Genomic DNA, 25,530 nt, shown 5'->3' on the forward strand with positions numbered 1-25,530 from the left:
CGAATGAGGGCAATACATGGATGGACTGATCGCGAACATATCCTTTGCCGTTCTTGGCGCGGGAATTTCGCTAATCTCCGGGCTCATGCTCGAGAGGTCGAAAAGGAAAAATGAGTTGCAAACGCGTTGGGATCAGCCGAGGCTGGAGGCATACATGAAATTCGGTTCTGTCATTTCGGGAGCGCTCAAGGCTTCGGATAAGGCCGCTGGTGGGTCGGCCATGGAGGGTTCAGGCGAACTCTATGAAGCGATCCTAATACTGAGCTCCTCACGGTCGGCGCTGGCGGCACAAGCAGCTAGAGCCGACAGTGACGCCTATGTTCAGAGCCTGCCAATGGCCCCGGAACTTGGGCCCAGCACTTCCAGGGATTGGGAAATCGACTCTGCTGGCCATGCGATAGCGCCACCGGGTATGGAATTGGGTATCCGAGGGCTCCAAGACTCTGGCTTTTCGAGCCTCACCTCCTTTTACGAAGCCGTACGCGCGGAGTTAGGAATTGCGGCTTTGGATCGCAACCAACTAAACGATCAACGGCGCGAGTCTTACCGGAGGGCTCAGTAGGTTAGCTCGGAGGAACGAACACGCAGATCGCTTGCCAGTCGTCTCCGGCGTTTGTCACCCTGCCGATCGGCAACATCGACCACCGTCCTGAGACCGACTCGCTCGGCCGACGGTTCGACGCCGAGTGCGCCCGCCCGGTAGGAGCGGAGCCAGTTGCCTCCGATGTCGACGTCGGAAAATCCGGTCGCGGTGCCCGCCAAGCAGTAGACCGGCAGATTGACGGAAATGCCTTCTAGCGGAATTTTACTGTAGCGGGCCCGGAGCCGGGTAATGAAGGCCCGATACAGATCGTCCGGCGCGCACAGAAATGATGACACTCGCCCACCCACCAGCGGCGTCAAAGCGTTCGATCGTTGAATATCCAGGGCATTTCGAGCGACGACGGCGCAAGGAGTGGGGCGGCGTTGGGAAAACGTGACCTATAAATCCAGCGCCCGGTAGAAGTCCAGCGCATTGTCCGAGTCGGCGCACGGCACTACCAGATGTGTTCGCTTGCCCGTGATCGTGTCCAGAATTTCGCGGGGCGGGTAGGCGCTTCCTAGGGCAGGGAAGCGCAGTCAAGCATGCACTCTGAGTTAGCGCGCGCGGCACTTTTGCTTGACGGCATCCCGTTCTAAAATGTTTGTAGGCAACCTCCATTACGCGCCATCGCCCGTCGCGATGGCATGATATTCAGTCCTTCAGGTTCTTGTTGCCGAACATCTGAAAGGCCGCGCCATGTTCGAAATCATTCTGGCCGCCACCGCACGCAGCTACTTCTTCTTGCGCCGCTTCATGCCGACCGCCATCCTGATCGACGCGATCAACACACGGCGCGGGCTGAAGTGGGGCCTGCCAGCGATGCTGCTCGCCGTTCCGTATGCGATGGCTGCTGTCTACTGCCGAGCTCAGATTGAAGCCGGTGGTGCGGGCTGGCTGAACCTTCTCGTGGTGCTGTTCCTTTGGAACATGCTCAAGTTTGTTTTGATCGGGCCCATCAGCCTGCTGAAGTTGATCGCGGTCCGCGTTCGTGAAGCCGTGGCGCGCCGTCGCAGGGCGCGGACGCTGCTCGCTGACGGCGTTGAGAGCCTCGATGAGCCAGTGCTCGTGTCGAGACACGGCTGACGCCACGTCACAGTCGGCGTACCTCCTAATAGCGGCATGATTGGCTCACACACGTCCGCGCACAGGAGGCTTTACTATGACCATCCCGCAGGAACAGTTCGACGACCTGCTCAGCCGGACCGCACTCGCTGCGCTGTTCTACTTTCCGGAGGTTGCCGTCGACGATGACGGCCCCAACCTGCAGAACGACATCGCGTACTGCTTGGAGCCCGTCGCCGGGATCGCAGACGAAGATGCCGAGCGGCTCCGCGTAGCTGTCGGGCGCGTGATTACGAATCCGACGACGCACCGCTCCGAACTTCTTGCTTTGGCCATCGAGCTGGCCCCGCCGCCCGCCGAGTAGCAGCGATCATGAACGACTTATCTGGGGAAGCCGGAGCAGCATGGAAGGCGCTGGCGGAGCATCCGTCTGTCGATGACACGGCGGAGAAGCGACGCCAGTATGTGGCGGCGAACCGTGACAGGATCCGCGAGCTGAATCGTCTCTGGCGTTCGCAAAATCTCGACCGGGCCCGGGAGCTCAATCGGGACTCGATGCGTCGGGCCGCGGCTCGCCGGCACCGAGAGTCGGAGGTGCGTGCGCGGGGGAGAGAGCGGGCGAAGCGGTGGCGGGTGGAGCATCCGGAGCGCCGGCGTGAGTATTAGCAGCGGTGGGTGGCGGAGAATCGCGAGAAGGTGCGCGAGTACTACAACCGCTACTACGAGGCCCATCGCGAAGAGGTGAACGCCCAGGCCGCGGCCAGGCGAGATGCGGACCCGGAGCGGACGAAGCAGATCACCCGGCAGTGGGCGGAGCGCAACAAGGAACGCCGTGCCGAGTTGCAGCGCAATCGGCGCAGCGACCCGGAGATCTACCAGTCCGAGCTAGAGGACAACGCTGCGGCACGACGGCTGACGCGCAGCCTGAGTCGGGGCGGGCTCCCGCCGAAACTTCTGCACGCGACGACTGCGGCTGAGCGCCGGGCGAATGTGCGTGAGGCCGACGCCTATTTCAACCTCGATCGAAAAGAGCGACCACCGGCGGCGACGCGAACGACGACTGGGCCGTGCGCGGGCGAGAGTCGCCACCTCAAGGACCTTGAGCAGCGATGCACCGATTCAGCGTCGACCCGCTGCCTCGTCTTCATGCACAGAACAGCGGAAAGAAGCGGGAGAAATGAAGAGGAGTGTGGAAAAGCCAGTACTCATATTCGCCAACACAAACCCGAAGACAGGGAAACTCTCGTAGATGAATTTTCAAACGACATCAGGAGCCAGTTTCAGTCGCGGACGACACGGAGTTCGGTGACGCCGGGGTCATACGCGCCGCGCACGTATCCGCTAGGGCTGGCAGCCACAGCCTGCAAATACTCCACGGCGGCCGAGGTGATCTCCTCACCGGGTAGCAGGTTCGGGATGCCGGGCGGGTATGCGGCGACCGTATCCGCCGACACTGCACCTATGGCGGAGCGCGCCGGCATGATCGCGGTGGGCGCGAAGAATGCCTCGCGAACGCTCATTCGGCGGGGTCCACCTGGTGGAATAATCAGTGAGTCTCGGGCCCCCGGCTTGTGGGCCGAAGGCAACCCGTGCAACAGGTCGAGTACATTGCCCGCACCATGGTTGGAACCTGCTCCGATCACCGCAACTAGGGTGGACTCGTTTGCAAGTTCGAAAAGGACGTCGTGCTCCTCGTCGAGGATCGAACGTGCTTCGTGGCCCGTGATGCCCCCGTCGATCGTGGTAATCACGACCTTGAGTGGATCGTTCGCGTACCAGCCCGGAACCTCGTGGAATCGGTCGGAGGCGATCGTGAATCGCCCCCGGCTGCGCACTTGGTCACGAAGCGAATCAGCAAAGTCGATCGACCGCCGCACTAGGGCGGGCCGTGTGACAAGGGCTCGACGAGCGAGGTCAAGCGAGGCCAGGAGCACGGCGCTCTCACTGGTCGACTGTACCGCTCTGTGGGCGCGCTCGATCAACGGCTCGAGTTGGTCGGCGAACGGCCCGTAGCCGAGGTGGATCATGGCTGACTGGGTCAGCGACCCGGCCTGCTTGTGAGTGGAGGAGATGACGAGGTCGGCTCCATTCGCGAGCGCGTTAGTAGGAAGGTCGTCATGGAGACTCAGGTGCGAACCCCAAGCTTCGTCGACGACGAGCGGGATGCCCTCAGCATGCGTTACCTCTGCGATTGCGGCAATGTCGGAGATGAACCCAAAATAGCTGGGTGACACCACATAAATGGCCACTGGGCCCGCATTCCCCGCGCGCATCCGTACCAGTTCCTGCCGCACGTCATCAGCGGTCACCCCATGGGCGATGCCGAGAGTGTTGTCGATCTGCGGGAGGACGAACCGAGCGTTCGCGCCCGTCAACACCATGGCGTCGACCACAGACGAGTGCACCGAACGTTGAACCAGTAGGTCGGTGCCGAGGCTGCGCAGAGCGATCGAGGCGACGTGATTGCCTTGGGAAGCCCCGTTCGTGAGGAACCACGTGCGGCGCGCGCCCCAGGCCTTTGCTGCCAGTCTCAAAGACCGGCCGAGCGCAGTGGGGGCCGGACCAAGGTCGATTCCGCGGATCATGGGCATGAGATCGAGCTCGGCCAGCCGCCCACCGAAGAACTCCGTCAAGGCTGTGACCCCGGCCGTATCGCCACCGTGGCCGGGCAGGTGCAGTCGCCGACGATGCCGTTCAGCGTAGGCCACGAGGGCATCGGCATAGGGCGCGCTCGCCTGCGAATCTAAGGGCTCATCTCGCAGATTCGGGGTGGTTGCGAGAATGAAAGAAGCTGCTTCTGGCATGACTGACCTCGGGGTTGAGGAGTGGATATGTAATTTACATTACATTACGCGTCAGTTTTTTGACATTACGGTATGTTTGTTACATGCAGACCGTTTCGCAGATTCTGAGAGCGCATTTGGGCACACTTCCGCGTGCCGAGAGGATGGTAGCCACTGCGCTGCTGGGAAACTATCCGGCGGCCGCTCTCGACACGGTGGCCAGCATCGCAGCCGATGCGAGCGTAAGTGCTCCGACCGTTCTGCGCCTCGTGGAGCGCATCGGCTTCGATGGGTATGCCGCGTTTCAGGACGCGCTGCGTCAGGAACTCAAGGAACGCTCGCTCGCCCCTATCGAGCAGCTCTCGGACTATGGAGCGGACGACGACCCGTTGATGCGCGCACGCACAGTCTTTAGCCGCGGCGTCATCGAGACCTTCGACGCGATGAACCCCGCCGACTTCCATGGCGCGGTCGCAATGCTCTCCTCCGCCAAGAACCGCATCTATGCCACCGGCGGTCGGTTCTCGTACATCCTCGCCAAGACCCTCATTCTGGGACTGGAGGTGCTGCGGCCGCTCACCAGATACCTCAACGTCGAGGATCGCACCACGCTGCTCACCGACATCACCGTGAACGACGTAATCGTGATTGTCGACCTGCGTCGGTACCAAACGAACACGATCGAATTTGGTCGCGGGGCGAAGGCCCGCGGGGCGAAGATCGTGCTGCTCACCGACCGTTGGATGAGTCCCCTTGCTGAGCACGCGGATGCCGTGCTCACCTGCTCGATTGATGCCCCGCATCCGCTCGATTCGATGGTGCCGGCCATGGCGGTCACCGAGGCCCTTCTGGCCGGTGTCGCGGACTCACTCGGCGACACCCCTGTGGAGCGGATGCGCCGCTATGACGCGGCCTGGGACAGCCTCGGCTTCCGCAACCGGCATGGATCGCTCGTCGAAACCGCCGACGCCCAGTTTGGAGAAACCCCCCGATGATCGCATCCGACGTCAGACTCGTCGACCACCACTGCCATGGTTTGCTCTTCGGCGCGTTGCCGGCGGCCGAGTTCCGGTTGCATGCCACTGAGTCCGATTGGCTGAGCATCAACGGCATCGAGACCCTCGACTCGCCGTTCGGGCTGGGAATCCGCTCGCGGTGCGCACCCTTGCTCGGTCTGCCTCGCCACGCATCTATCGCGGACTACCTTGAGCGGCGCGCCGAGCTCGGCGCACCTGAGGTCAACCGCCGTTTGATGGCGGCCACCGGCACTGACATCCTGATCCTCGACACCGGATTCACAGCATCCGATGTCGTGTCCCCGTCGTTGATGACTGGCGAGCTCGGCATCGGTTCGGCCGAGATCGTGCGCCTCGAGCGCATCGCCGAGGAGGTGGCGCCGGACACCACCGCGTCCGGTTTTCTCCTCGACTTCCGGGAGGCGCTGCAGCGAGCCTCCGCGGGCGCGGTGGGCTTCAAATCGGTGATGGCTTACCGCACCGGCTTCGATATTCCCGAGTCGCCGTTCACTGCCGCAGAGGTCGAAGCTGCCGCCGCGGAATGGTTGGCCGGCAGCGACCCCGAGGCCGGTTATCGACTCGATCACCGGGTGCTGCTGGCGCACATCGTCTGGGAGGCCGTCGCCCTAGCCAAGCCCATCCAGTTTCACGTGGGTTTCGGCGATAGCGACGTGCACCTGCACCTCTCCGATCCGACCCGTCTCACCGGTTTCTTCCGCGCTACCCGTGCTTCGGGTGCCTCGATGATGCTGCTTCACTGCTACCCATTCATCCGCGAGGCCGGGAGCCTCGCGCACATCTTTCCCCACGTCTTCCTCGACGTAGGCCTCGTGAGCCACTACATGGGGCCGAGCGCCGGTTCCGCCGTGCGAGAGTCGCTTGAGATCGCTCCCTTCCACAAGGTGCTCTACTCCTCTGACGCCTATGGCTTGGCCGAGCACTACCTCGTAAGCGCGACGTCGTGGCGCAGTGCTATCTCGCGCATCGCCGAGGAGTGGTTGGGCGACGACTGGCTGACAGCAGACGAAGCCGAACGCATTGTCGAGCTCGTCGCGTCCGGCAACGCCAGGCGCGTCTACGGACTGGAAAACCGCGGGGTCAATGACAGTGTGCTCGAGGTACGCGGGCTCGGTGGCCGCCGGTGAGCGAGAATCCGCGACTGCCTGATGAGACCGAGACCGAAGGCGTGGTCGGTCTCGTGGCCGAGCAGCTAGAGGCCCTTGAGCAGGTGGCGATCAGTATGCTTGAGACGGTCCTGCCTGAGGCTGTGGAGTTGCGCCACCGCATTCATGCCGAGCCGAGGCTCGGCGGGGACGAATTCGACACCCGCGACGAGATCCTGCGCGCGCTGGGGATGCCCGGTGCGCAATTCATCCACGAGGGCTTCGTGCTTCGGGTCGGCGACGCGAAAGGTCCGGTGATCGCGATCCGCTCCGAGCTCGATGCGCTGCCCATCCAAGAGTGCTCAGAGGTTCCGTGGCAATCGCGGCGGGCGAACGTCGCCCACCTCTGCGGTCACGATGTTCATATGGCAGCACTCGTGGCAGTCACCCGGGTGCTCGACATGGTCAGGCCCCCGGTGCCCTTCCTGGCTGTGTTCCAGCCCCGTGAGGAGACATACCCCTCCGGTGCCAAGGATTTCGTGGACAATCCGACGATGCTCGCACACGACATTCGCGCGATGATCGGGGTACACCTGCAGCCCGCCATCCCTGAGGGATGGATCTCCTCGGCGGCCGGCGCTATCAACGCCGCAGCCGACAATTTCGATATTCTGGTGCATGGGAGGCCGGCGCACGGAGCGTATCCGCACCTCGGCGACGACACCGTGCTCGCTGCCGCCGCCATCGTTCAGAGCCTGCAACAGGTCGTCGCCCGTCGGATTGACCCGATGAATCCCATGGTCATCACCGTCGGCCGTATCAGCGGCGGTGACTCGCACAACGCCATGCCCTCGCAGGTATCGCTGCAGGGCACCATTCGAAGCTACAGCCAGTCCGAATCCCGCCTAATTCATGGCTTGGTCAACACGATTGTGCGCTCCACAGCCGAGGCCTATGGCTGCACCGCCGAGGTGGTTATAAGCATCGGAGAGCCCGTGCTGCGCAACAACGTCGAGCTGGCGGAGGGGCTCTCAGCTCAACTGCGGTCCAACGACTTCATGGAATCGGCTCCGGTGCGCTCGTGCGGCGCCGACGACTTCGCCTTCTTCAGCGCGCTCATGCCTTCTCTTATGGTCTTCGCCGGTGCTGGCGACGGTGATCCAGGCTCGCCGGGCCTCCATCATCCGCGGTTCGCCCCCGATGACACGAGCGTGCGGCAGGTCGCCCAAGTGATGCTGCTCGCCTACTTCGCGGCCGCACGCACCCTGCTCACCTGATCCACACTAAGAAGGAGTTCTTGATGACCAGTATCCCGCCAGCGGCTTCGCCCGTCGACCTCGGCGCGGTTCGCGCGCTGATGATATCTCATGTCGACAACGCCGGTGTCTCGCGGCTCAAGGTGGTGCCCGGTAGAAAGATCGAGAGCGCTGCGCGCAGCGGCAGCACTGTCTCGCTCAGCGTCGCTCTGCTGCTCGCGATCGACGATCACGTGTGCCGCACCGACGAGCTCGACTCGACGGTCGGCGACCTGCGGGGTATCCCCGACCTAGGCGCCGCCGCCCTGATCGATCCGATTGCTGGGCTCGCCTGGGCACCTTCCGATCTGCACGCGCTTGACGGCAGCCCGCATCCGGCCTGTTCGCGCTCGCTGCTGAAGCGTCTCGGCCGAGAAGCGGAGGCTGATGGACTCCACTTCACGATCGGCCTCGAGATGGAGTTCACGCTGTTCACAGGCTCGGCCGACGCACCGGTGTTGGCGCACTTCGGGCCGGGATACGGGGCACGCCCGTTCCTCGAACTGGAGACATGGCACCTCGATGTCATGCGCGGACTCGACCAGGCGGGCGTGCCAATCGAGCAGATGCACCCGGAGTTTGGGGCCGGGCAGGTGGAGGTGTCGTTCGCCCCGCGCGATCCGGTGCGGGCGGTTGACGACTACATGCTTGCGCGCCATGTCATTACCCGCCTCAGCGCAGCCCACGGACTGCTCGTCTCATTCCAGCCAGTCGCCAGCACAGCGACCTGCTCGAATGGCTGCCACATACACTTCTCGGCCCGGCGCGAGGGGGTCAACGTCTTTCATGATCCGGCGGGGTCGTGGGGGATGAGTGATGAGGGCGGCCACATGATAGCCGGAGTACTCGCTCATATGCGGGAGAGCACCGCTCTCCTCGGTGGCAGCACCCTGAGTTTCGAGCGCTTGCAGCCGCACAACTGGTCGGGCGCCGCGATCTGCTGGGGCGTGGGTAATCGCGAGGTCGCCGTGCGCCTTATGCCTGGCTACGCCGGTTTGGAGGCGACGCAATCCAATGTGGAGGTCAAATGCGCCGACCCGGCGGCGAACCTCTACCTCGCTGTCGCGACGGTCATCGCTTCAGCACTCGACGGCGTGCGCACCAAAGCCCCACTGCCTGAACCCGTCAACGTCGACCCTGAGCTCCTCACGGAAGCCGAGCGTGCCGCGGCCGGCGTTACTGCGTTCCCGGCCGATCTTGGTCAGGCGCTTGATCTGCTCGAGAAAAGCACGTACCTTCGCGAGGCCTTCGGCTCCGTGCTTCTTGACGCTTACGTTGCGGTACGGCGCCACGACGCGGCCACCTACGGAGCGCTGCCCGTTGACGAGGCGGCCGCGCTGATCCGTTGGAAACTCTAGCTCTAGTCCCCGAGTTTCCCTGCCGCCTCGGCAGATTCCAATGCCGATTTCTCAATCGGAAAGAACGCAGTGGATTCTGGCCACAATGCAGGCGCCGAGGCCCCAAGAATACTCCTGGGGCCTCGGCCATTGTCCTGCAAAAGCAGCGGCAGTGATCCAGTTGGGAAAGTTGCCGTGTTCCGATGATCACCATCGTCGACAACGGACCACGGTGCGGAGACTACCTATCACCGGTAGGTGTCAGTCAGTCGGTGCGGGAACCTGCTCGGCAAACTTCTCTGCGATGTCGATGCGACGCATAAAGGCGACGTCGTCAAACTGCTTCGCGTAGTCGATGAATCGAGCCAGAGCATCGGCGCGAGCAGGATTTCCGGTGATACGCGGGTGCAGACCGATGGACATCATGCGCCCCACGTCGTCGCCGTCGTTGCGCAGGCGGTCCAGGCTCGCCTTGGCGGTCTCGAAAAAGTGCTCCGGGCTCGCGTATCCGGTTCCGATAACGTAACGTGCGTCATTGACCACCAGCGAGTACGGAACGACCAAGTGGTTCTTGCCGTTCGTCTTGGTCCAGTAGGGGATATCTTCGTTGTAGGTATCGGAGTCATACATGAACCCGCCCTCCTCCACAACGAGATCCCGCGTGTTGACACTCATCTCTCGGCAATACCAGCCAGTCGGACGCTTGCCCGTCGTCTTTTCAATTGAGGCGATCGCGCGCTTGATGGCTTCGCGTTCCTCGTCGCGGGTCATTTCGTAGTGATTGCTCCACCGATAACCGTGGCCAGCTGCTTCGTCGCCACGGCGGGCGAGCTTCTCCGCAACCGCCGGGTTGCGTTCCAGTGCCACGGCAGCGGCAAAGAATGTGACCGGAATATCGGCGGCGTCGAAGATTCGGAACAGTCGCCAGATCCCCGCGCGAGCCCCGTATTCGTACATTGACTCGACCGCAAGGTCGCGCTGGCCGTCCACGGCGAACGGAAGCTCGTACATTCCCTCGTTTACGCCGTCACCCATAGCGAACGACTTCTCCGAACCCTCCTCGTAATTCACGACGATCTGGATCGCAACCTTCGCGTCGTTCGCCCAACGAACGCGGGGCGGAAATTCGCCGTATCCGACCAGGTCGCGAGATGGACCAGGCACGTCGGCAACGTCGGCCTGTCGGAAAAATTGTGGATCAAGGGACATAATCTCACTCCTCTAGTGTTTGTGTGCGGGGTGGTGCGCGGCGCTGTCGCGCCTAGTCAAGTCCGGCAAGGTTGCGGCCGCCGTCGACGACCAGAAGTTGGCCGTTGACGTAGGACGCCTCTTGACTGGCGAGAAAGCGGTAGACATATCCGATGTCGTCCGGTACTCCCACTCTTCCGGCTGGAATCTTCTTGGCTGCAGCGTCCACTCCGGCGGGGCCTAGCGAGTTCACGGGGTCGAGCGACTGCGGGGTGCGAATGACCCCGGGTGCGACCGCATTGGCCGTGATCCCGTCGCCGCCGAACTCCACGGCGAGCGACTTGACGAGCCCGACGAGCCCGGCCTTGGCAGCGGCATAGTGGGAGTGCTCGGGCCAGCCCGAGACGGTGCCCGCAACCGACGAGGTCGCGAGCAGCCGACCGTATTTCTCGCGCTGCATGGACGGGATGGCCGCTCTGAAGCAGCGCCAAGCCCCGTGCAAATCGACTTCCATTACAGAGTTCCACGCCACATCGTCTAGGTCGGCGAGGCGCACGGTGCGCGCTATTCCGGCGTTGGCGACCACGATATGGACGGCCCCGAACTCATTTTCGGCGGCTTTCACAAGCCCTTCGACATCCGCAGTGGACGAAACGTCAACGGGAGCGGTAATCGCCCGGCGGCCGGCTGCCTCGACGGCGGCGACGACGGGGCGGATATCGTGCCCGTCCGGCGGGTAAAACGCGAGTGCGACATCGGCTCCGGCCTCGGCGAATATCCTCGCGGTTGCTGCCCCAATGCCTGAGGCGGCCCCAGTGATTAGGGCCACTCGCCCTGTAAGGTCAAACATCGTCATCTCCTGTTTCTCTTACCGCCGGGGATATGGCGGAGTTGTGTGCGCCGAAAGCGCCAGTCTCGCGCAAGTAGCGAATTCTCGTTTCGGGGTATCCGAGCAGGCCTCTCAGAATTTCTGGGCCGTCCTCATCGCGTGCGGGGGCTCGGCCTCGCGCGGGCGGAAACGAGCCGACTCGAGCCGCGGTAGCGACCTGCGTGATGGTCCCAAACCGGGGATGCTCTGTTTCGACGAGCATGTTTCGCGCCAGTGTGTGCGGATCGGCTAGGGCCTCGCGGACCGTGTTGACCGGACCGCACGGTACACCGGCGACGGTCAGCTTTTCGATCCACGACGCAGTGGTGTCGGATCGAAAGGCCGCCTCGAGGATCTCCGTCAACGCTTCACGGTGGGCGCGCCTTGTCGCGAAGCTGTTGTATCTAGCGTCCGTGGCCAGTTCTGGTCGACCGATGGCATCGGCCAATCTTGCCCAGAACTTCTCCTTTGCACAGGCCACAACTAACCAGCCGTCCTCGGATGGGAAGGCTTGGAATGGCACGATCGACGGATGGGCAGAGTGATGTGTGCGCTCGGGGAGAAAGTTACTGTTGAGCGCCCACGCCGCGGGGTAGCTCAGCATCGAGATTGCAGTGTCGAAAAGGCTCACGTCGCAGTCCATGCCCACGCCGTCACGCCGAGCCGCGTGGAGGCCGGAGAGGAGAGCGATGGCCGCGACCAGGCCACCCGAGTAGTCGACGACCGAGAGCCCCGATTTGGTGGGGGGGCCGCTTGGTTCACCTGTCAGGTCCATCCATCCCGCGATTCCTTGCAGGAGATAGTCATAACCGGGTTGCGCGCTCCGAGGACCGGACATTCCAAAACCACTGAGGGAGCAGCACACAATCTTAGGGTTGAGGTGCTTCAGGGCGTCATACGTTATTCCGAGCTTGCTCGGCACGTCGCCGCGGAGGTTGGAGTAAACGGCATCACTGTTGCGAACCAAGTCTTCGAATACACGGCGTCCGCTCGACGTGGAGAGGTCGAGGCTAATGCTCCTCTTGTTCCGGTTGAACGCTTCAAAAAAGAGACTGTCTTCGCCGGCTTGAAGCGGAACCACGTAGCGTCCGACGTCGCCGCCGCTAGAGGGGTCTTCAATCTTGATCACGTCGGCACCGAGGTCTGCGAGGTGCAGGCTGCCGAATGGCCCGGCGCCGTACTGCTCGATGGCGATAATGCGCACATCTTCAAGCGGCCTCATTCGCCTACCGCCGAAGGAAGTAACTCCGAGATTCTCCGTCGCGCGGCGGCCAATGCCGCGGTGCGCGCCATTTCGTTCCCAACAATCATGACCCCCTCGTCAACGCCCATCCCCGGTTTGGCGAGAACCTGGTCTGCCCCGCATGCCATAGCGACGTGGGCGCACACCCGACCCGAAATATCGGTTTCGTTGCAGGTGCCGCCGCAATACGCGGCCAGACCGCTCGCGCGGACGAGAAGTAGCGCAGTGATGGTGTTGTTGATTCCGCCAAGGTCCGGAGTTTTGACATGGATCACGTCAGCGGCCCGAGCTGAGACGAAGGCCTCAATGTCCTCGAGGGTATTGCACCACTCGTCCACGACCAGTTCAACACTGATTGAACGTTCCCTCAGCAGGGCACGCAGGGCTGCGAGCATCTCGATCTGGGCATCCCGGCTGCCGGCGTCGATAGGATGTTCTACTCGGAGTCGGAACGGCGACGCACACTCCTCCAGCTCGCCCAAGTAGTCAGCAATACGATCCAGGTCGTTCGAGAAGGCAATGCCGATCGTGCCGTAGGTGTCGATGTGGAGCCGCGGGTTGTAGTGAGGGTTCAACCGAACCGTCCGGATGCGCTCGCTAAGCCAGCTGACGTAGTCCTTGAGCAATCCGCCGTCGATGCCGAGCTTGGTCTCAACATTGTTTATGAGGCCGTGGGGTAAGACGTCAACTTCTTTGAGAATCATCTTGTCGACGTTTATCCGACGTTCGTCGCCCGTTTGTGCATACAGGGGCACGGGCACGATCTCGATCCCCGTGTCGTATTCGTCACGCACGATCTCTGCCATCGTCAGGCCACGCGTTAGCGAGACGGCATGAAGCAGCGCCTGGGTCACGCCGTATCGAACGGAGGCAGAGAGTCGGTCTGCATCGCGTGGGTCGCCGTCAACCTCATCGGCAAGCTCCCGGAAGCTGTGCACCTCGCGACCGACAAGCGCAGGAGTGACCCGTTCGGAGATCTGCCGACTCGCACTGTCCGCGTGGAACACCGCTTCGCGCCCCGCTGCTCCCGAATACTGAACTTCAGCGCAGTCGCCGACGCCGACTTGCCCGTCGGCGAGCACAATCATTACCGAGACCGATTCGCCCGGTTCTCGCACAGAACGAAATCCCGGGGTGACCGGCGATCCAGAATAAAGAAAGCCATCGTGCCCTGCTCCCGTGCGAATAGCCATCTGGTCATCGCGGTAGAAACCAGTGCGGCCAGGCACGCAGATAACATCGACAATCCTCACAGCATCACGTCCCCACCGTTAGGCCCGAGGGTTTGCCCGACGTAGAAGGAGCCCCCGGCAGAAGCAAGCAGCACTGCCGTGGGCGTAACCTCGCTCACCTCGCCGAATCGCCCTATAGGCAATTCGGCCAGCTTTGCCGTGCGCCACGACTCCGTTTCGGAGTCGAGCAGTGGAGTGTTGATCGGGCCGGGAGCAATCGCATTGACGAGCACTCCGCGCGAAGAGACTTCGCGCGCGAGCGCTTTCGTAAAACCAATGACACCGGCTTTACTTGCGCAATAGTGAGCTACTTCGGCGCCACCAATCTGGCCGAGTTGGGAGGCAATGTTGATGATGCGGCCGTCGCCGCGTTCGAGCATCCCACCGAGGAATGCCCGAGTGCACAAGAACGTGCCACGGAGGTTGACCCCCATGACGAAATCCCACTCAGCAATCGTCATGTCCTCAACCAGAGCTTGAGTAAAAACACCCGCGTTATTGACGAGCACATCTACTCGCCCCAGGTTTCTGGTTACGGCATCGGCGAGTTCGGACACAGCCGTGGCGTCGCTCACATCGGTTTGAATAAACAGGGATGTTGCGCCCATCGCGGCCAACTGATCGAGCACTGGCTGCGCCTCAGCTTGGTCGCACAAGTCGACGACCGCCACGTGGGCGCCTTCCCGTCCGAAGGCGAGCGCAATTCCAGCGCCAATACCAGATGCCGCGCCAGTCACAACCGCAACCTTGCCAACGAGTAGTCCGTCTCGTGTCACATTCTTTTTCATTGCTCTCCTTGGTTGCTGGGGTCTAGATCGGGAGGGCAGTCGAAGTGCTTTCCCATGCCATACGAATTTCGCCTTCCGTTGCCATGTCAAAACGGTGGCGCATGAGCAGCATTGAGGCGTCGTGTTGCTCCGGGTCGTCGCTGGCGACGCAGTCCGTGGCAAGAACCACGTAGTAGTTCGCAAACATCGCGTCGCGAGCGGTGGATTCCACACAACCCTCTGTGGTGCACCCGGTGACGATTACCGTCTCGATTCCGTTGCTGCGCAGAAGGAGATCGAGGTTGGTGCCCCAGAACGCGCTGGATCTGTACTTACGCACGACAAGTTCATCGCCGATGGGAAGGAGTTCCTCGACGAAGTCGAACCCAGGCGTGCCCGGACGGGTGTAGATAAGTGGCTCAGCCCGGGAGATGTCGCTCGAGTGCATCCGCTGGTTGAACCGGATTTGTGCGGGCGAGTCACTGGCTCGACCGGGAAGCGAAGTGTTCTGAATGTGTATTACGAGCACGCCGTTTTCCCGGGAACTCTTCAGCAGCTCATGCAGTCGGGGTCGGCTCTGGTGATACATGCTCAGATCGATGCCCATGATACCGAAAGCGCCATCTGGTTCGATGAAGTCCCGCTGCATATCAACGATGACGAGCGCGGTGTGCGAAGGCTCGACGAGCTCCTTGAGTTCCGTGTATATCTGCTTCCCATCGACGATGATCATTGCAATTACTCCTTATTTGAAGGGACGTCAGAGCGGCGCCACGGGTGAACTGGGCGGCTCAGCGCGGGTGCGCTGAGCCGCCCAGTGAGCCTGGGCTAGGGCTAGGGCTAGGGCTGAATGGTCTCGACGAACGTTGTGACTTCGTCGACGATACGCATGATGGTGACAGCCTTGCTCGGCTTGCGTGAGCCCTCGGGGAACGAGATTGTTCCCGTTACGGCGACCAGGTTCTGGGTGCTCGCGAGGGCATCCCTCACCGCTGCCGGGTCGGTGTCATCGGTCGCGCGCTTGAGTGCATCTGCGATCAGGTTCATCGTGTCGAAACCCAGTGCGGCGAATGCATTCTCCGGAGCAGTGCCATATTCCTCGGTGTAGGCCGTCACGAAGTCCTGAACGACCGCATCCGTACTTTCGAGGGAAACGTGAGTGGAGAAATAGACATCCTTTGAGTTGGCGCCTGCGACTTCAGCGACCAGCGGAGTGTCGTAGCCGTCGCCCGATACGATGGGTTGCATGAGCCCCGCAGCGCGGATTTGCTGTGTGATGATGCCAGCCTCGTTCGGGATTGCGGCGACGAACAGCACATCAGGCTGGGTCTTCAAAGCTTGCAGTCGTGCAATCTGCGCCGAGTAGTCTGTGTCGCCCGACTTGTACGAGTCTTCAAGGACAATCTCGCCGCCGCTGGCGGTGAAGCGCTCCTGGAAGAACTTGTTTAGCGCGGTGGTGAAGTCATAGGCCTGGTCCACGAGCGCCCACGCGGTTTGTGCGCCCAACTCTTCGGTCGAATAGTCTGCGATTGCTTCAGCCTGAAGGTCGTCACCGTAACAGGCCATAAACATGGAATCACCGACCTGTTCGGGCAGCGTCGGGAGGGTCGCACCGGATGCAACAAAAGGAATACCCGCCGCTTGGGCAATGGGCCCGGCCACCAATGCCAAGGTGGAGTCGTTCGTTCCGCCAAGTGCCACCGCACCGTCGTTCTCGATGAGTTCGGAAACGACGTTAGTTAGCGTCGTAGTCTCCGAAGCGGCATCCGAGAATGCAACCCGAATCTGCTTACCGTTGATGCCGCCGCTTTCGTTGATCTGCTTCGCAGCGAGTTTGAACCCGTTGTAGCCGGGCTGGTCGATTGATGCTTGCGAGCCAGTGATGCTGTACACAGCGCCGACGACAATCTCGTCGTCAGCGGCGGCGGCCGAGCAGCCGGCGAGGAGCATCGCAGCGCTCACGCCAAGTGCCAATAATTGGATGTTTCTCATTGTCGTGCCTTTCGTTGTGTTGTGAGTGTGGGAATTACTGCTGTGGTGCGTCAACGGAAACTGGAGTGGCAGGTTTCTTCATGAACCATGTCGAGGGATGCATCTCACGGCTACCCATGAGGCCCTGACGGCGAAAGATCATGAAGGCGATCAGGGCAGCGGCGATAATGATTTGTGAGACGCCGGGCAGCTCAAAGCGGCGCTCAAGGTCGCGCAGAATCACAGGCACGATAGTCATGATGATGGCTCCGATAACGGAACCGGTCACGCTGCCCGACCCGCCGATAACAAGCATGATCACAATCAAGAAAGTCAGGTCGAAAGAATAGGTGGGTGGCGTAATTGCGGTGAGCTGGTGGGCAAGCAACGCCCCACCTACGCCGCCAAAGAATGCGCTCATGATGAAGGCGATGAGTCGAATCTGGAACACGTAGATACCGCGGCTCGCCGCGGCCACGGAGTCATCCCGCACGGCGATCATCGACCGACCGAATGGGGAGTGCACCAGACGCCACACGACGAAGACCGTGACGACCGCCCACCCGAACGCCCACCACAGAGTCGTCGCCGAATCTAAACCACTCAGTCCTCGAGCACCGCGGGTGACCGGCTCCCAGTTGCTCGCGAGGCTCTTGACGACAATCAGTAGGCCCAGAGTCATTACCGCGAGATAGTGACCGCGAAGTCGCAACACGACGAGGCCAACAGGCAGGGCAACGAGCGCGGCAAGAAGCCCTCCGAGCACGGTCGCAAGTGGGAAAGGCATTGCGAACTCCTGAAACCAGGCGGGCAGGTCCGCGAGCTGAAGGGCTCGCGCAGCAAGCGGCATCGTCAGGAGGGCAGATACATAGCCGCCAATGGCCATGAAAGCAGCATGGCCGAGGGAAAAGTCTCCCGTGAACCCGTTCGTGAGATTTAGGCTCGCCGTTAAGACGATGTAGATCCCCATCAGTTGAAGAATCCGCAAGTAGTAGTTATTAAGCGTCGCGTCTGCGACCCCGAGGAGAACTACGAGAAGAACAATCCCTCCCAGCAGCACGACGTTCTTGCGCGTAAGAAAGCTCTTCATTATTTATGCCCTCTCAACTTCGGACTTGCCGAACAGCCCGTTCGGCCGGACCAGCAGAACAATCAGCAGAAGCGAGAAGACGAAGGCGTCACGGTAACCCGAGAACTCCGGAGGGAGAAAGCCAACGAACCCGATCTCGGCGACCCCGAGGATCACCCCACCCGCCACTGCACCGCGAATCGACCCAATTCCCCCGATGACGGCAGCGACGAACGCTTTTACGCCGGGAAGGAAGCCCATGAAGGGATCAATGATTCCGTACCGTGAGGCCCACAGGAACCCAGCCGTTCCCGCAAGAGCCGAACCAAGAACGAATGCTGCGCCAATCGCCCAGTTGACGTTGATGCCGATGAGTCGCGCGGCGCGAAGATTCTCGCTCGATGCGCGCATCGCCATGCCGGTCTTCGATCGGTTGATGTACAGGGTCAGGAGCACCATAAGAGCAATGACCAGCAGGAAGGTGAGCACATCCAGTTGGGTGAAACGGATACCCCCCACATTCATGGTCTGCGTTAGATCGCCGGGGAGCCTGAAGGCGCGCGGCTGAGGGCTGAGTACCAGAACCGTCGAGTTTTGTAGTAATCGGCTTACCCCGAGGGAGGTGATGAGCATCGCGACTTCTGGCGCGCCTCGTAGCGGCCTGTAGGCGGTTCGTTCAACGATCAGGCCCATGAGGGCCATGAGCAGGGTCGGGATGACGACAGCAAACAAAATGGGCAGGATCGTCGCGCTTATGAAGATGCTCGAGACGTAAGCGCCCAGCATCATGAGGTCTCCATGCGCGAAGTTTATGAGCCGCAGGATGCCGTAAACCATCGTCAGTCCGATAGCGAGGAGGGCATAGATACTTCCGAGCGCAAGCCCGTTCACCAGCTGCTGCATGATGTAGTTGATCGTCATCGGATTAGTCCAGTCCCAGGTAGGCCGCACGGAGCATTGGGTTGTTAATGAGTTCTGTCGAAGGGCCTTCGATAGTGACCGTGCCAGTTTCAAGCACGTAGGCGCGGTCGGAAATGCGCAGGGCCTCATTCGCGTTCTGTTCCACGAGAAGAATCGTGACGCCCTCGTTTCGGAGTTCGACTACGACGTCGAAGATCTTCTCGACGAGGAGCGGAGCAAGCCCAAGTGACGGCTCGTCGAGGAGCAAAAGATTCGGCCTGCTCATGAGTGAACGAGCGATTGCGAGCATCTGCTGTTCACCACCGCTGAGGGTGCCGGCCCGTTGCGACTTTCGCTGTTCAAGCACCGGGAACATTCCGAACATCCGTTCCATGTCGCTCTTTACGCCGGAAGGATCCTTGCGGTTGTAGGCGCCAAGTTTTAGATTTTCCGTTATCGTGAGGCGGCCAAAGATCATCCGTCCCTCGGGTGAGTGCGATATGCCGCGAGTGACTATTGCTTCAGGAGACAGCCCAACCATCGACTTGCCCTTGAACAATATTTCGCCGGACCGTGGCTTCAATACTCCAGAAACGGTTCGAAGTGTTGTCGTCTTTCCTGCACCATTGCCTCCAACAACGGTGACGATCTCACCTTCATTGACGGTCAAGCTCAGGTTAGAAACCGCGACGATCTTGCCGTAGGCAACGGAGAGATTACGAATTTCAAGCATCGTGGGCTCCCGCTCCTAGGTAGGCCTCAATTACGGCAGGGTGCTTGCGGATGTATGACGGTTCACCATCGGCAATTAGCCGACCGTAGTTCAGCACTTGAATCCGCTCACACGTGTTCATGATGAAATGCACGTTGTGTTCGATGAGCATGATGGTGAGGGCAAACTCGCGGTGAACTCTCTTAATGAGTTCCATCAATTCAAGGGTCTCCGTTGGGTTCATTCCGGCCGCCGGCTCGTCGAGGAGCAGCAGCTTTGGCTCAAGCGCCAGGGCACAGGCGATTTCCAGCCGACGCTGGGCGCCGTACGGCAATCCGTCGCCCGGTAAATCCCGAACGTCGTCCAAGTTCAGCAACTTGAGCAGGTCGCGAGCCTTCCGCTCAGTGCGGGCTTGTCCGGCGCGGTATCCAGGTGTGTAGAAAATCGTGGAGAGTAGCGACGGAGCCTCATGAAGGCCCAATGCGACTTTCACGTTGTCGATGACCGAGAGGCCTCGAATGTTTCGGATGTTCTGGAAGGTGCGAGCGACGCCCGCGCCTGCGAGAACATGCGGCTTTGCCCCCGTGATGTCGCGGCCCTGAAGCACCACGGAGCCTGTGGTGGGCGGCACGAGTCCGGTGAGCAAGTTGAAGAGAGTCGTCTTGCCGGCGCCGTTGGGACCGATGATTCCCAGGAGGCGCCCCTGCTCGAGTTCAAGGGCGTACTCGCTAAGCGCGGTGAGCCCGCCGAAAGTTACTCCGAGGTCCTTCACACCGAGGAAAGCACCTTCGCCGCTTGTTGCGGCGCGCGCTCCCTGCGCAAAAACGATCCCATCTGTCATGTGCTCGACTCCTTACGTCGAATCGGAGAATCGTGGTCTTTTTATGTGTTGCCACTGAAGATACACAAGTGAACCCATCTTGTATATCAGTTGCATATTTCAGTTATTTCTGATGAGGTGGACTGCGGTCCGCCTGCCTTAGCTGTTTGGGGATCGTCAGGAGAAAATCAAAGGCTGAGAAGGGAACATGGTGTCAGCGCAACGGGACAGTGACTTGGCTTACGCGAAGCTACAAGAGATGATCGTGGACTTGCGTCTTCCGCCCGGTACCTTCGTAAATGAAAGTGCCCTTGCCAGCGAACTAGGCTTTGGCCGCGTGCCGGTGCGCGAGGCTCTCGCTCGGCTCGCAAAAGACCGGTTCGTCACGATCATGCCCCGCCGCGGCACTGCCGTGACCCCGCTGACGCTAAGTGATGTTCTTGACATATTCGAGGCACGAGAAGTCATTCAGTGCGGCGTCGCGTACATCGCAGCCGCGCGTGCCAGCGAGGAAGATCTCTCGGTATTGCGCGCTCTTGTTGAGTCCATTGATCGTGATCGCGAAATCAATGATCACGAACAATTCCTTCTCGATGACCATGCCTTTCACGAGACGCTCGTGCACATGGTGAACAATTCGTTGCTTCAAGACGCCGCTGACAGTTTGTTGCTGCACAGCTTGCGGTTCTGGCGGATGCATTGGAAGAACCGGCCACCATCAAAAGATGCGATGCTCTCCCATTCCGACTTGATGAGTGCGCTCGAAAGTGGTGACTCTGCTCGTGCCGAAGCGGCCATGCGCGATCATCTGACAACGTCGCGTCAGCTCGTGCAGATGCTCTTCTGACGATGAATCCATCCGGCAACGGCCCAGGTCTTCGGAGCTACCTCTACGTACCCGGCGACGCGGGTCGGCGACTTGACATGGCGCAAGGGCTGCGGGCAGATGCCGTCATCGCAGACCTTGAAGACTCGGTAGTGCCCGCACATAAGGCGAGCGCCTTGGCACAGGTGCTCGCCTGGTTGAAATCCGAGCCGGTTGTCAGGGACAGGCGAGGGCGGCCCGTGGAGCGATGGGTCCGGGTGAATGCTGGCTGCGTGGGGCTCCAAGAGTTGAATCAGCTCGTACGCGGGCATTTGCGGGGAGTTGTGTTGCCGAAAATCACCACGTCGGCTGACCTCGCCGCAGCCGACGATGTGTTGACCGCGGCGGAGCGCAGGCAGGGCCTCGCCCCAGGCTCAATCGCAGTCATGCCGCTCATCGAAACGGCCGAGGCCGTAGTCAACATCATGCCCATTGCCGGCGCGCCGCGAGTAATCATGCTGCAGCTTGGGGAAATCGACCTTGCCGCAGATTTGGGGATGGAGCTCGGTGCCGACGAGGGCGGACTTGCGGCAATTCGATCGAACATTGTTGTCGCGTCGCGGGCGAACGGGCTGGCAGCTCCGGTCGGTCCGGTCTCTGCAAACTATTCAGACCTTGAACGCTTCCGATTCTCTACCGAGCGATTGCGCCGATTAGGCTTCGTCGGTCGGGCAGCGATCCATCCCGCGCAACTACCGATCATTCATGAGACGTTTACACCCTCGGCCGACGCGGTCGCGTCAGCCAGGGCACTGCTTGATACAGCGAAGGTCTTCACGGACGCTGGTCGTGGGGCATGGGTTGGAACCGACGGCAAGATGGTGGACGCGGCGATACTCCGTCAAGCGAGACGGATTCTGGAACTCGCAGCACCGAGCGAGAGCGAGATAAAATGACAAAACTTCCGAGTTGGCGTGGACGTTTCTTTGAGGATTTTGCAGTCGGTGAGATATATCAGCATGCGCTTGGACGAACGGTGACGCAGACGGACAACTCCTGGTTCACACTCCTCACTCAAAACACGGCGCCCCTGCACTTCGACCATCATTACGCTGCACAGACCGAATTCGGCAAACCGCTCATCAACTCGACCTTCACACTCGCGCTGGTCACCGGGCAGTCCGTGAGCGATATCTCGCAGAACGTAATGGCGAATCTCGGTTGGGACGAGGTTCGGTTGCCCAACCCTCTCTTCGAGGGCGACACTGTCTATTCCCGCTCCGAGGTTCTTGAAACTCGTGAATCTGCATCTCGACCCCATGTCGGAATCGTGACGGTTCGCACGACTGGCTACAACCAGAACGGGACACCGGTAATCAGTTTCCGACGCACGGTCATGATCTACCGCAGAGGCCAAGGTCCCAGCATCCCGACTGTAGAGCTGCACGACCCGCAGACCCGCTAGGAAAGGCCACCGCCGGCATCTGCTGGTTTCGTGGGAGATCAGACAGAAATGGGATCCCTGTGTCGAAGCGTCGGGCACCATCTGGTCATTGACGCCGACCGAGCACCTGGCTAAATTTTAACATGTCAACGACGGTTGAAAATTGAGCCAAGAACGACGGTTGAGAATTGAGCTAACAGAGCACGATGGTTGCGTGATCACGTTGGAAGAGTGGGCTTTGGTTCGTCGCCTTCATTTGAATGAGGGGGTGTCGCAGCGCGAGATCGCTCAGCGGTTGGGCATCGCGCGGAATACGATCGCGATAGCGATCAAGTCGGAGAAGCATCCCCAGCATGGTGGCGTCGTCCGGTCCTCGGCGATGAGGGAACTACGGCATGCTGATCGACCACGTGTACAAGCAAGAATGGAATTTACAGGGCTCACCCGCGCCAAGGCGGGCAGTTTGTCGTATTCGACCTAGGAATCCTACGAGACAACGGCTCGCGTCATCATCGTGCCGCGCTGCGGGGGGAGTGCGGCTCGAGCACCTGACCGTCGGTCGCTGCGATCGCATCCTCCAGCGAATCCTGGAGGAAGAAACGATCAAGAAAGCCCGTCGAGCGCCTGCGGTCTTGACCTAGTGTGTGGCTACGCCGTGCGCGACGACGCCATGACCCAGAATCCCGTGCGCGACGTGCAGCGCCTGCCGATGTGACCGCAAAAGGAATCCGCCCTCACTCCGGAGCAGATCACCGGTATCCGCGGTCGCATGCAGGTATGGCGGCTCACGCGCGAGGAGGGACCCCGACCCAATTACCGCGCCCTGATCGACGGCATGGATATTATGATCGGCGCCTCGCTGCGCATTGGCGAGTGCCGCGGCCTGCGCCGCTGTGACGTAGATATGACGACGCTTCCACCTACCCTCATCGTGAACGGCACAATCGTCAGCACCAAGGCCCAAGGAACGCACCGCAAGAACTCTCCCGAACGCTCTCGACAGCGGCGGAGTATCGCGCTGCCCTCCATGGCAGCATCGGCCGTGCGCGTGCGGCTGGCGCTTGCCGAGCCAGACCCGGAGGCTTTCTTGTTCCCCACCAGGACCGGCCGCTCGTTGAGCGTGAGCAACTACGAGCGGCAACTGCGCGCCTTCGTTGAGGATGAGCGCACTCATCTTGTTGGCCTCGGCGTTGACGTCGATGAATACACGACGCATATCTACCGGCGGATGGCCGCGACGCTTATAGAGTGGGCAGCCGGGATCACGCTCGCCTCGCGACTTCTCGACCACGCCAACGAGCAGACCACTCGAAATAGCTATGTGGTCACGGCCGACATGTTCGACCCGGTGACGGCGGAGATATGTTGTCGTCGTCGAACACTGTTCCCCAACGACAAAATTCTAGTCATGAGACGGTGCGTCGCCGAGCGTGTACGAGAAGCATCATGCTTCGGCTAGGTCTAGTTGCGTCGAGCAAGACTTGATGCGCGGATTTTTAATATCCGTTTATTCCATCGAGATGGCACGAACTCGGTCTAGGCTTACCCTTACCTTTCAGCGCATCTGCAACGATGAAAACCTGGTCCGACCGAAGTTCGTCGAGATCAATCGATGTTCATTATCACCGAGCGAGCGACTCACGAGCACTTGGTGTGATCCGTCGGTCCCGGGTTCAAGTCCCGGCCGCCCTACTGTAATTTAGATCTGATCTGGGTTTCTTGTCTTTACCGAAAGGGCAAGACTTGACTCACCCATTGTTTACCCATTGTTTATTGCAAAATAACCGCCTTGTTCAGGTGCTCGTAGAGAAGGTGCACGACCCGGTTCGAGTCGTCTGGGATGACCTCGAACACCTACGGGTTATGGACACTGAAAAACTTTTGGGGCTCGGTCTCGAGCCCGTTTTGACGACAAGCGAGCTCGCCGAATATGTCGGCGTGCAGGTGCAGGCCATCTATGACCTACGCACCGACGGTCGCGGACCCTCCGGCATTCGAGTCGGGTGAGAGATCCGCTACCGTGTCTCCGATGTTCGGCGATGGCTCGACAGTCTGCACGAGCCTGCACCGGCTCTGGGCGATCCTGGGGGCGATCGCTAGTGGCCGGGCGTCCACGTCTGCCGATAAGCACGTTCGGCTCGAACTCGGACCGGCGCGATTTCGAGCGACGACCGTCTTCCGCGACTGGGATGGTCAGTCACGGCAAGTTGGGGCGACACGTGAAAGCCGCAACGCGGCGCAGGCGGCCCTCAAGACCGAACTCGCCGCGCGCATGCGCGTCGGTGGTGTCGGGGAGTCCCTGACGGCCAGCTCGCCATTTCCGTTGCTCGCGGCGGCATGGATGGAGGACGTGACGCTCGATGTCGACCGTGTCCAGGGCACGAAGGACACGTATCAAGGCGCGTTGCGTGTGCTCATCTTGCCCTACTTCGAGAACTTCACGATTCGCGAGGTGACCGTCGGTCGTATCGAGCTCTTCCTCAGGGAGCAGCGAGTGCAGTCCTATACGCGGGCAAAGCACTCTCGAACGATTCTCGGCATGATCCTGGCGTTCGTAACGCGGCGGGAGATCATTCCGCGAAATCCGATGAAGGATACCTCGCGCATGAAGAGCCCTCCGCACACGCCAAAGGCGCTCACGACCGACCAGATTGCCGCCATCCGGCTCGCGGCCCGAGAATGGCGCACGGAAGTGGGCCGGATGGGGCCGCGGTCTGACGGCCAGGTGCGCGACATCATCGAGGTGATGCTCGGCACCGCCACGCGCATCGGCGAAGTGCTCGCCATTCGGCAATGCGACGTCGACCTGGACGCCGACCCGCCGCAAGTGAACATCAGTGGCACGCTCGTCGTGCACAATAAGGCCGGCGTGCACCGTCAGGAGCACCCCAAGACCCACGAGTCGAACCGGGTAATTGGCATGCCGTTCTTTGCGACCGAGGTTATCCGCCAGCGTTTGGCACTGCTTGATCCGGCGGATGCGGAGCACCTGATCTTCTACTCGAGGGTGGGCACACCACTCGCGCCATATAACGTCAGGCGCACGTTCCGGGAGATACTCCGAAATGCGGCGCTCGAGGGCCTGAACATCACGGCGCACTCCTTTCGACGAACGGGCTCGACGTTGCTCGCGAACGAGCTTGGAATGCAGGCGGCAGCCGACATGCTCGGGCATACCTCGACGTCGACGACGAAGGCGCACTATGCGGAGCCCGACCGCACAGTGAAGTCAAGGCCGGCGGAGGTGATGCAGCGGTTGGTGCCTCCGAAGTGATCGCTGTTGGTCTTCATCGATGCGCGAGGTCCCCTGTATTGGGGTTGAACCGCTAACT

26 protein-coding genes and 1 pseudogene are annotated in these 25,530 nt (G+C 61.0%); 14 read left to right on the forward strand and 13 right to left on the reverse strand.

The genetic code is table 11. The features are described 5' to 3' along the window. Window positions 1-16 precede the first annotated feature (16 nt). The gene (locus CJ028_RS20315; protein ID WP_105037015.1) at window positions 17-562 is read left to right on the forward strand and encodes a hypothetical protein; all 546 of its coding nucleotides are present in this window, start codon (window positions 17-19) and stop codon (window positions 560-562) included. On the opposite strand, the pseudogene CJ028_RS20320 reads toward CJ028_RS20315, so the two are convergent. Then, window positions 556-969 (reverse strand): annotated as a pseudogene (locus tag CJ028_RS20320) (DUF8817 family protein); the annotation flags it as partial. The gene CJ028_RS20315 and the pseudogene CJ028_RS20320 sit on opposite strands and share 7 nt — an antisense overlap. Window positions 970-1,279: 310 nt before the next feature. Between CJ028_RS20320 and CJ028_RS20325 the strand changes: the two are divergent. Both CJ028_RS20325 and CJ028_RS20330 read left to right on the forward strand, forming a co-directional pair. Further along, entirely contained in the window at window positions 1,280-1,666 is a 387-nt protein-coding gene (locus CJ028_RS20325; protein ID WP_105037017.1) for a sulfate permease, read from the forward strand. Between the two features lie 76 nt (window positions 1,667-1,742). Beyond that, on the forward strand, window positions 1,743-2,009 hold the full coding sequence (locus CJ028_RS20330; RefSeq protein ID WP_105037018.1) for a hypothetical protein: 267 nt from the start codon (window positions 1,743-1,745) through the stop codon (window positions 2,007-2,009). A gap of 916 nt (window positions 2,010-2,925) precedes the next feature. On the opposite strand, the gene CJ028_RS20335 is transcribed toward CJ028_RS20330, so the two are convergent. Then, on the reverse strand, window positions 2,926-4,449 hold the full coding sequence (locus CJ028_RS20335) for an aminotransferase class I/II-fold pyridoxal phosphate-dependent enzyme (RefSeq protein ID WP_105037019.1): 1,524 nt from the start codon (window positions 4,447-4,449) through the stop codon (window positions 2,926-2,928). Window positions 4,450-4,532: 83 nt separating this feature from the next. On the opposite strand from CJ028_RS20335, the gene CJ028_RS20340 reads away from it, so the two are divergent. From CJ028_RS20340 to CJ028_RS20355, 4 genes are read left to right on the forward strand one after another with little or no spacing between them, the layout of a single operon-like run. Continuing rightward, a complete protein-coding gene (locus CJ028_RS20340) occupies window positions 4,533-5,423 on the forward strand; it encodes a MurR/RpiR family transcriptional regulator (protein ID WP_105037020.1) in 891 nt (296 codons plus the stop codon). Continuing rightward, window positions 5,420-6,589 (forward strand): amidohydrolase family protein, encoded by a 1,170-nt coding sequence (locus CJ028_RS20345; protein ID WP_105037021.1) that lies wholly within the window; start codon window positions 5,420-5,422, stop codon window positions 6,587-6,589. The genes CJ028_RS20340 and CJ028_RS20345 overlap by 4 nt, the downstream gene beginning before the upstream one ends. Further along, window positions 6,586-7,824, forward strand: a complete 1,239-nt coding sequence (locus CJ028_RS20350; RefSeq protein WP_105037022.1) for a M20 metallopeptidase family protein — start codon at window positions 6,586-6,588, stop codon at window positions 7,822-7,824. The genes CJ028_RS20345 and CJ028_RS20350 overlap by 4 nt, the downstream gene beginning before the upstream one ends. A gap of 23 nt (window positions 7,825-7,847) precedes the next feature. Then, window positions 7,848-9,200, forward strand: a complete 1,353-nt coding sequence (locus tag CJ028_RS20355) for a type I glutamate--ammonia ligase (RefSeq protein WP_105037023.1) — start codon at window positions 7,848-7,850, stop codon at window positions 9,198-9,200. Window positions 9,201-9,440: 240 nt separating this feature from the next. Here the strand turns inward: CJ028_RS20355 and CJ028_RS20360 are convergent, their stop codons facing one another. The 11 genes from CJ028_RS20360 to CJ028_RS20410 form a co-directional block, all read right to left on the reverse strand. After that, window positions 9,441-10,343, reverse strand: coding sequence for a polysaccharide deacetylase family protein (locus CJ028_RS20360; protein WP_240607483.1), 903 nt, complete (start codon window positions 10,341-10,343; stop codon window positions 9,441-9,443). A gap of 97 nt (window positions 10,344-10,440) precedes the next feature. Further along, the gene (locus CJ028_RS20365; protein ID WP_240607485.1) at window positions 10,441-11,217 is read right to left on the reverse strand and encodes an SDR family NAD(P)-dependent oxidoreductase; all 777 of its coding nucleotides are present in this window, start codon (window positions 11,215-11,217) and stop codon (window positions 10,441-10,443) included. After that, window positions 11,210-12,457: a CaiB/BaiF CoA transferase family protein gene (locus tag CJ028_RS20370; protein WP_105037026.1), complete on the reverse strand. Its 1,248-nt coding sequence runs from the start codon at window positions 12,455-12,457 to the stop codon at window positions 11,210-11,212. Before CJ028_RS20370 ends, CJ028_RS20365 begins: the two co-directional genes overlap by 8 nt. Continuing rightward, window positions 12,454-13,731 carry a methylaspartate ammonia-lyase gene (locus tag CJ028_RS20375; RefSeq protein ID WP_105037027.1) on the reverse strand — a complete coding sequence of 426 codons (1,278 nt, stop codon included), beginning with the start codon at window positions 13,729-13,731 and terminating at the stop codon, window positions 12,454-12,456. The genes CJ028_RS20370 and CJ028_RS20375 overlap by 4 nt, the downstream gene beginning before the upstream one ends. Next, the gene (locus CJ028_RS20380) at window positions 13,728-14,498 is read right to left on the reverse strand and encodes an SDR family NAD(P)-dependent oxidoreductase (RefSeq protein WP_105037028.1); all 771 of its coding nucleotides are present in this window, start codon (window positions 14,496-14,498) and stop codon (window positions 13,728-13,730) included. Before CJ028_RS20380 ends, CJ028_RS20375 begins: the two co-directional genes overlap by 4 nt. Before the next feature lie 22 nt (window positions 14,499-14,520). Continuing rightward, on the reverse strand, window positions 14,521-15,210 hold the full coding sequence (locus tag CJ028_RS20385; protein ID WP_105037029.1) for a cysteine hydrolase family protein: 690 nt from the start codon (window positions 15,208-15,210) through the stop codon (window positions 14,521-14,523). 107 nt (window positions 15,211-15,317) lie between these two features. Continuing rightward, complete coding sequence (locus CJ028_RS20390) at window positions 15,318-16,469, reverse strand: ABC transporter substrate-binding protein (RefSeq protein ID WP_105037030.1); 1,152 nt, start codon at window positions 16,467-16,469, stop codon at window positions 15,318-15,320. A gap of 34 nt (window positions 16,470-16,503) precedes the next feature. Further along, complete coding sequence (locus CJ028_RS20395) at window positions 16,504-17,538, reverse strand: branched-chain amino acid ABC transporter permease (RefSeq protein WP_105037031.1); 1,035 nt, start codon at window positions 17,536-17,538, stop codon at window positions 16,504-16,506. 3 nt (window positions 17,539-17,541) lie between these two features. After that, a complete protein-coding gene (locus tag CJ028_RS20400; protein WP_205684123.1) occupies window positions 17,542-18,420 on the reverse strand; it encodes a branched-chain amino acid ABC transporter permease in 879 nt (292 codons plus the stop codon). Window positions 18,421-18,442: 22 nt separating this feature from the next. After that, on the reverse strand, window positions 18,443-19,150 hold the full coding sequence (locus CJ028_RS20405; protein WP_105037033.1) for an ABC transporter ATP-binding protein: 708 nt from the start codon (window positions 19,148-19,150) through the stop codon (window positions 18,443-18,445). Beyond that, complete coding sequence (locus CJ028_RS20410) at window positions 19,143-19,970, reverse strand: ABC transporter ATP-binding protein (RefSeq protein WP_105037034.1); 828 nt, start codon at window positions 19,968-19,970, stop codon at window positions 19,143-19,145. Before CJ028_RS20410 ends, CJ028_RS20405 begins: the two co-directional genes overlap by 8 nt. 187 nt (window positions 19,971-20,157) lie before the next feature. Here CJ028_RS20410 and CJ028_RS20415 point away from each other — a divergent pair, with 187 nt between their 5' ends. From CJ028_RS20415 to CJ028_RS20435, 7 genes are all read left to right on the forward strand, one after another. Further along, complete coding sequence (locus tag CJ028_RS20415) at window positions 20,158-20,796, forward strand: GntR family transcriptional regulator (protein ID WP_105037035.1); 639 nt, start codon at window positions 20,158-20,160, stop codon at window positions 20,794-20,796. Between the two features lie 2 nt (window positions 20,797-20,798). Continuing rightward, entirely contained in the window at window positions 20,799-21,710 is a 912-nt protein-coding gene (locus tag CJ028_RS20420; protein ID WP_105037036.1) for an HpcH/HpaI aldolase/citrate lyase family protein, read from the forward strand. Continuing rightward, window positions 21,707-22,219 (forward strand): MaoC family dehydratase, encoded by a 513-nt coding sequence (locus tag CJ028_RS20425; RefSeq protein WP_105037037.1) that lies wholly within the window; start codon window positions 21,707-21,709, stop codon window positions 22,217-22,219. The genes CJ028_RS20420 and CJ028_RS20425 overlap by 4 nt, the downstream gene beginning before the upstream one ends. Before the next feature lie 193 nt (window positions 22,220-22,412). Then, complete coding sequence (locus tag CJ028_RS21620) at window positions 22,413-22,679, forward strand: hypothetical protein (RefSeq protein ID WP_240607486.1); 267 nt, start codon at window positions 22,413-22,415, stop codon at window positions 22,677-22,679. A 354-nt stretch (window positions 22,680-23,033) separates the two neighbouring features. Next, complete coding sequence (locus tag CJ028_RS21625) at window positions 23,034-23,657, forward strand: tyrosine-type recombinase/integrase (RefSeq protein WP_240607493.1); 624 nt, start codon at window positions 23,034-23,036, stop codon at window positions 23,655-23,657. A gap of 338 nt (window positions 23,658-23,995) precedes the next feature. Then, window positions 23,996-24,205 (forward strand): helix-turn-helix transcriptional regulator, encoded by a 210-nt coding sequence (locus CJ028_RS20780; RefSeq protein ID WP_129590563.1) that lies wholly within the window; start codon window positions 23,996-23,998, stop codon window positions 24,203-24,205. Between the two features lie 22 nt (window positions 24,206-24,227). Beyond that, window positions 24,228-25,472, forward strand: coding sequence for a tyrosine-type recombinase/integrase (locus CJ028_RS20435; RefSeq protein WP_161499038.1), 1,245 nt, complete (start codon window positions 24,228-24,230; stop codon window positions 25,470-25,472). The last annotated feature ends 58 nt before the right edge of the window (window positions 25,473-25,530 follow it).

The sequence above is a fragment of the Cryobacterium aureum genome (genome assembly GCF_002954245.1).
Classification (GTDB): domain Bacteria; phylum Actinomycetota; class Actinomycetes; order Actinomycetales; family Microbacteriaceae; genus Cryobacterium; species Cryobacterium aureum.

What these genes read in the sequence shown, in the direction of transcription:
- CJ028_RS20335 (WP_105037019.1), bottom strand. Translation starts at nt 4,449, where the DNA reads ATGCCAGAAGCAGCTTCTTTCATTCTCGCAACCACCCCGAATCTGCGA.
- CJ028_RS20365 (WP_240607485.1), bottom strand. Translation starts at nt 11,217, where the DNA reads ATGTTTGACCTTACAGGGCGAGTGGCCCTAATCACTGGGGCCGCCTCA.
- CJ028_RS20390 (WP_105037030.1), bottom strand. Translation starts at nt 16,469, where the DNA reads ATGAGAAACATCCAATTATTGGCACTTGGCGTGAGCGCTGCGATGCTC.
- CJ028_RS20435 (WP_161499038.1), top strand. Translation starts at nt 24,228, where the DNA reads ATGTTCGGCGATGGCTCGACAGTCTGCACGAGCCTGCACCGGCTCTGG.
- CJ028_RS20395 (WP_105037031.1), bottom strand. Translation starts at nt 17,538, where the DNA reads ATGAAGAGCTTTCTTACGCGCAAGAACGTCGTGCTGCTGGGAGGGATT.
- CJ028_RS20400 (WP_205684123.1), bottom strand. Translation starts at nt 18,420, where the DNA reads ATGCAGCAGCTGGTGAACGGGCTTGCGCTCGGAAGTATCTATGCCCTC.
- CJ028_RS20330 (WP_105037018.1), top strand. Translation starts at nt 1,743, where the DNA reads ATGACCATCCCGCAGGAACAGTTCGACGACCTGCTCAGCCGGACCGCA.
- CJ028_RS20355 (WP_105037023.1), top strand. Translation starts at nt 7,848, where the DNA reads ATGACCAGTATCCCGCCAGCGGCTTCGCCCGTCGACCTCGGCGCGGTT.
- CJ028_RS20415 (WP_105037035.1), top strand. Translation starts at nt 20,158, where the DNA reads ATGGTGTCAGCGCAACGGGACAGTGACTTGGCTTACGCGAAGCTACAA.
- CJ028_RS20385 (WP_105037029.1), bottom strand. Translation starts at nt 15,210, where the DNA reads ATGATCATCGTCGATGGGAAGCAGATATACACGGAACTCAAGGAGCTC.
- CJ028_RS20425 (WP_105037037.1), top strand. Translation starts at nt 21,707, where the DNA reads ATGACAAAACTTCCGAGTTGGCGTGGACGTTTCTTTGAGGATTTTGCA.
- CJ028_RS20370 (WP_105037026.1), bottom strand. Translation starts at nt 12,457, where the DNA reads ATGAGGCCGCTTGAAGATGTGCGCATTATCGCCATCGAGCAGTACGGC.
- CJ028_RS21625 (WP_240607493.1), top strand. Translation starts at nt 23,034, where the DNA reads ATGGATATTATGATCGGCGCCTCGCTGCGCATTGGCGAGTGCCGCGGC.
- CJ028_RS20380 (WP_105037028.1), bottom strand. Translation starts at nt 14,498, where the DNA reads ATGAAAAAGAATGTGACACGAGACGGACTACTCGTTGGCAAGGTTGCG.
- CJ028_RS20345 (WP_105037021.1), top strand. Translation starts at nt 5,420, where the DNA reads ATGATCGCATCCGACGTCAGACTCGTCGACCACCACTGCCATGGTTTG.
- CJ028_RS20340 (WP_105037020.1), top strand. Translation starts at nt 4,533, where the DNA reads ATGCAGACCGTTTCGCAGATTCTGAGAGCGCATTTGGGCACACTTCCG.
- CJ028_RS20315 (WP_105037015.1), top strand. Translation starts at nt 17, where the DNA reads ATGGATGGACTGATCGCGAACATATCCTTTGCCGTTCTTGGCGCGGGA.
- CJ028_RS20405 (WP_105037033.1), bottom strand. Translation starts at nt 19,150, where the DNA reads ATGCTTGAAATTCGTAATCTCTCCGTTGCCTACGGCAAGATCGTCGCG.
- CJ028_RS20325 (WP_105037017.1), top strand. Translation starts at nt 1,280, where the DNA reads ATGTTCGAAATCATTCTGGCCGCCACCGCACGCAGCTACTTCTTCTTG.
- CJ028_RS20410 (WP_105037034.1), bottom strand. Translation starts at nt 19,970, where the DNA reads ATGACAGATGGGATCGTTTTTGCGCAGGGAGCGCGCGCCGCAACAAGC.
- CJ028_RS20420 (WP_105037036.1), top strand. Translation starts at nt 20,799, where the DNA reads ATGAATCCATCCGGCAACGGCCCAGGTCTTCGGAGCTACCTCTACGTA.